The organism is Agromyces arachidis (assembly GCF_052805135.1).
Genome location: NZ_JBRBDK010000017.1, coordinates 1 through 5,570, shown reverse-complemented (window position 1 = coordinate 5,570; position 5,570 = coordinate 1). Strand labels below are relative to the sequence as shown.

The window sequence follows — 5,570 nt, the reverse complement described above, 5'->3', positions numbered from 1 at the left end:
CAATGTATGTCCGGCGGTGTCCTACTCTCCCACAGGGTCGCCCCTGCAGTACCATCGGCGCTGCGAGTCTTAGCTTCCGGGTTCGGAATGTGTCCGGGCGTTTCCCTCGCGCTATGGCCGCCGAAACTCTAGAACCATCCGCACCCGTGGGGTGTGGTGGTGGTCTCGGTGCACCCGTTCCCGGGTCCGCGTGGTCGCGGTCGGGGCGGGTGGTTGTATCACTGTGTGATTGTGTGTGTTTTCCCGTCTGCTGGGAACCACAGAGTGGACGCGAGTCACCTTGGCTCCACACCACTGCCTTACAACGTTGGTGTGAATGGTGATTATCAAGTTGTCGGCGTATTAGTACCAGTCAGCTGCACACCTTGCGGTGCTTCCACATCTGGCCTATCAACCCAGTCGTCTGGCTGGGAGCCTCTCCCCCCGAAGGGGATGGAAATCTCATCTTGAGGCCGGCTTCCCGCTTAGATGCTTTCAGCGGTTATCCATCCCGAACGTAGCTAACCAGCGGTGCTCCTGGCGGAACAACTGGCACACCAGAGGTTCGTCCAACCCGGTCCTCTCGTACTAGGGTCAGATCCTCTCAAATTTCCTGCGCGCGCAGAGGATAGGGACCGAACTGTCTCACGACGTTCTAAACCCAGCTCGCGTACCGCTTTAATGGGCGAACAGCCCAACCCTTGGGACCTACTCCAGCCCCAGGATGCGACGAGCCGACATCGAGGTGCCAAACCATGCCGTCGATATGGACTCTTGGGCAAGATCAGCCTGTTATCCCCGAGGTACCTTTTATCCGTTGAGCGACAGCGCTTCCACAAGCCACTGCCGGATCACTAGTCCCGACTTTCGTCCCTGCTCGACCTGTCAGTCTCGCAGTCAAGCTCCCTTGTGCACTTACACTCGCCACCTGATTGCCAACCAGGTTGAGGGAACCTTTGGGCGCCTCCGTTACTCTTTGGGAGGCAACCGCCCCAGTTAAACTACCCACCAGGCACTGTCCCTGAACCGGATCACGGTTCGAAGTTAGATATCCAGAGTGACCAGAGTGGTATTTCAACAATGACTCCACGAACACTGGCGTGCCCGCTTCACAGTCTCCCACCTATCCTACACAAGCCACACCGAACACCAATACCAAGCTGTAGTAAAGGTCACGGGGTCTTTCCGTCCTTCTGCGCGTAACGAGCATCTTTACTCGTAATGCAATTTCGCCGAGTTCGCGGTTGAGACAGCTGGGAAGTCGTTACGCCATTCGTGCAGGTCGGAACTTACCCGACAAGGAATTTCGCTACCTTAGGATGGTTATAGTTACCACCGCCGTTTACTGGGGCTTAAATTCTCAGCTTCGCTCCGAAGAGCTAACCGGTCCTCTTAACCTTCCAGCACCGGGCAGGCGTCAGTCCGTATACATCGTCTTGCGACTTGGCACGGACCTGTGTTTTTAGTAAACAGTCGCTTCCCACTGGTCTCTGCGGCCTTCAACGCTCCAGGAGCAAGTCCCTTCACGAATCCGGCCCCCCTTCTCCCGAAGTTACGGGGGCATTTTGCCGAGTTCCTTAACCACGATTCTCTCGATCTCCTCGGTATTCTCTACCTGACCACCTGAGTCGGTTTGGGGTACGGGCGGCTGGAACCTCGCGTCGATGCTTTTCTCGGCAGCATAGGATCACCCACTTTTCATCCGCATCGCGTCTCAGCCTGCATGAGCGACGGATTTGCCTATCGCTCGGCCTACACGCTTGCCCCGGGACAACCATCGCCCGGGCTGGGCTACCTTCCTGCGTCACACCTGTTATCACGCTCACTCCACCAGATGGGGTCGCATGCCGCCCCGCACGTCACCCCGAAGGGATCGGCACGGCTTGGGATGCTTAGCACTCCTGGCTTCGTGTGGGCGGTTCTTCGCCGGTACGGGAATATCAACCCGTTGTCCATCGACTACGCCTGTCGGCCTCGCCTTAGGTCCCGACTTACCCAGGGCAGATTAGCTTGACCCTGGAACCCTTGGTCTTCCGGAGGACGGGTTTCTCACCCGTCTTTCGCTACTCATGCCTGCATTCTCACTCGTGTGCCGTCCACGGCTGGTTTCCACCGCCGCTTCACCCAGCACACGACGCTCTCCTACCCATCAACACGGCTGGACCACGAAGGCCTACCACATATGTCAATGCCACAACTTCGGTGGCGTGCTTGAGCCCCGTTACATTGTCGGCGCGGAATCACTTGACCAGTGAGCTATTACGCACTCTTTCAAGGGTGGCTGCTTCTAAGCCAACCTCCTGGTTGTCTGTGCAACTCCACATCCTTTCCCACTTAGCACGCGCTTAGGGACCTTAGTTGGTGGTCTGGGTTGTTTCCCTCTCGACGATGAAGCTTATCCCCCACCGTCTCACTGCTGCGCTCTCACTTACCGGCATTCGGAGTTTGGCTGACGTCAGTAACCTGTTGGGGCCCATCGGCCATCCAGTAGCTCTACCTCCGGCAAGAAACACGCAACGCTGCACCTAAATGCATTTCGGAGAGAACCAGCTATCACGAAGTTTGATTGGCCTTTCACCCCTATCCACAGCTCATCCCCTCAGTTTTCAACCTAAGTGGGTTCGGTCCTCCACGACGTCTTACCGTCGCTTCAACCTGGCCATGGATAGATCACTTCGCTTCGGGTCTAGGACCTGCGACTGAATCGCCCTATTCAGACTCGCTTTCGCTACGGCTGCCCCACACGGGTTAACCTCGCCACAGATCACTAACTCGCAGGCTCATTCTTCAAAAGGCACGCTGTCACCCCTACAAGGAGGCTCCAACGGTTTGTAAGCAAACGGTTTCAGGTACTATTTCACTCCCCTCCCGGGGTACTTTTCACCTTTCCCTCACGGTACTTGTCCGCTATCGGTCATCTGGGAGTATTTAGGCTTATCAGGTGGTCCTGACAGATTCACACGGGATTTCTCGGGCCCCGTGCTACTTGGGATCCCCCTCCGGCCGGCCAGGCATTTCGACTACGGGACTCACACCCACTCCGGTCCGGCTTTCAATCCGGTTCGTCTATACCTGACGCGTCACCGCGGCTGTCCGGCAGAACAGCCCGAGAGGTCCCACAACCCCGACCATGCAACCCCTGCCGGGTATCACACATGATCGGTTTAGCCTCATCCGCTTTCGCTCGCCACTACTCACGGAATCACGGTTGTTTTCTCTTCCTGTGGGTACTGAGATGTTTCACTTCCCCACGTTCCCTCTACCCGCCCTATATATTCAGGCGGGAGTCACCAGGTCACCCTGAGGGCCTGGCGGGGTTTCCCCATTCGGAAATCCTCGGATCACAGCTCGTTTATCAGCTCCCCGAGGCTTATCGCAGATTACGACGTCCTTCTTCGGCTCCAGATGCCAAGGCATCCACCGTTTGCTCTTAGAAACTTGAAATCACATGAGTTCAGAAACCACCACCCCGAAGGATGATGGTGACCAATGATTAGTCGAACGCACCCCGAAGGGCACGTCCTACGAATCTTTGTGACCCAACGTCGAAACGACGCTGAATCTAAGATGCTCGCGTCCACTATGTAGTTCTCAACAGACGGTCAGAACCCCCACCCCCACCAGCGAAGCCGGCTTCGGCGAAGGCCTGAAGAAACCATCCCCCGCACCCCGAAAGGCACAGGACGTCCGGTCCCTCAGGACCCAACAGCGTGCACGTGCCCACCCGGCCGGCCCCCACCGTTCCAACCCACCGAAGCAGGCGTACTAGGTCTGAACCATTCAGACGAGCACCTATGTCAATGTTCCACCCATGAGCTGCCGACCAAGGACGTTCGCCTTGATGCCGGCTGCCTGGAAGGCCGAAGCCTCCAGATGCTCCTTAGAAAGGAGGTGATCCAGCCGCACCTTCCGGTACGGCTACCTTGTTACGACTTAGTCCTAATCACCGATCCCACCTTCGACGGCTCCCTCCACAAGGGTTAGGCCACCGGCTTCGGGTGTTACCGACTTTCATGACTTGACGGGCGGTGTGTACAAGGCCCGGGAACGTATTCACCGCAGCGTTGCTGATCTGCGATTACTAGCGACTCCGACTTCATGAGGTCGAGTTGCAGACCTCAATCCGAACTGAGACCGGCTTTTTGGGATTCGCTCCGCCTTACGACATCGCAGCCCTTTGTACCGGCCATTGTAGCATGCGTGAAGCCCAAGACATAAGGGGCATGATGATTTGACGTCATCCCCACCTTCCTCCGAGTTGACCCCGGCAGTCTCACATGAGTCCCCACCATAACGTGCTGGCAACATGCGACGAGGGTTGCGCTCGTTGCGGGACTTAACCCAACATCTCACGACACGAGCTGACGACAACCATGCACCACCTGTATACGAGTGTCCAAAGAGTTGACCATTTCTGGCCCGTTCTCGTACATGTCAAGCCTTGGTAAGGTTCTTCGCGTTGCATCGAATTAATCCGCATGCTCCGCCGCTTGTGCGGGCCCCCGTCAATTCCTTTGAGTTTTAGCCTTGCGGCCGTACTCCCCAGGCGGGGCGCTTAATGCGTTAGCTACGACACGGAAACCGTGGAAAGGTCCCCACATCTAGCGCCCAACGTTTACGGCGTGGACTACCAGGGTATCTAATCCTGTTCGCTCCCCACGCTTTCGCTCCTCAGCGTCAGTAAGTGCCCAGAGACCTGCCTTCGCCATCGGTGTTCCTCCTGATATCTGCGCATTCCACCGCTACACCAGGAATTCCAGTCTCCCCTACACCACTCAAGTCTGCCCGTACCCACTGCAGGCTAGAGGTTGAGCCTCTAGTTTTCACAGCAGACGCGACAAACCGCCTACGAGCTCTTTACGCCCAATAATTCCGGACAACGCTCGGACCCTACGTATTACCGCGGCTGCTGGCACGTAGTTAGCCGGTCCTTTTTCTGCAGGTACCGTCAAGCCGAAGCCCTTCTTCCCTACTAAAAGCGGTTTACAACCCGAAGGCCGTCATCCCGCACGCGGCGTTGCTGCATCAGGCTTGCGCCCATTGTGCAATATTCCCCACTGCTGCCTCCCGTAGGAGTCTGGGCCGTGTCTCAGTCCCAGTGTGGCCGGTCACCCTCTCAGGCCGGCTACCCGTCGACGCCTTGGTGAGCCATTACCTCACCAACAAGCTGATAGGCCGCGAGTCCATCCCAGACCGAAAAACTTTCCACCAAACCTCATGCGAGGAAAGGTCCTATCCGGTATTAGCTCCGATTTCTCGGGGTTATCCCAGAGTCCAGGGCAGGTTACTCACGTGTTACTCACCCGTTCGCCACTAATCCACCCAGCAAGCTGGGCTTCATCGTTCGACTTGCATGTGTTAAGCACGCCGCCAGCGTTCGTCCTGAGCCAGGATCAAACTCTCCAAAAAAAATGGTTCCCGACACCCGAAGGCATCAGGGAGTTCAAATCACTGACAGAGAAACAATCAATACTGACTGTCCATCAATCAAAGGAATCCATCCCGAACCAAAAGGCCCGGTCAGGGTTCAAAAAATTGGCATTGAACATAGTGCACGCTGTTGAGTTCTCAAGGAACGGACGCACCCGGGT

General features: G+C 56.7%; 3 rRNA genes. All 3 read right to left on the bottom strand.

The features are described from left to right. Window positions 1-8: 8 nt before the first annotated feature. Window positions 9-125 (bottom strand): 5S ribosomal RNA (gene rrf, locus ACUY4T_RS14345). A gap of 197 nt (window positions 126-322) precedes the next feature. Next, window positions 323-3,423, bottom strand: a 23S ribosomal RNA gene (locus ACUY4T_RS14340). A 440-nt stretch (window positions 3,424-3,863) separates the two neighbouring features. Continuing rightward, window positions 3,864-5,388, bottom strand: a 16S ribosomal RNA gene (locus ACUY4T_RS14335). Together the 16S, 23S and 5S rRNA genes form the textbook arrangement of a ribosomal RNA operon. Window positions 5,389-5,570 lie beyond the last annotated feature (182 nt).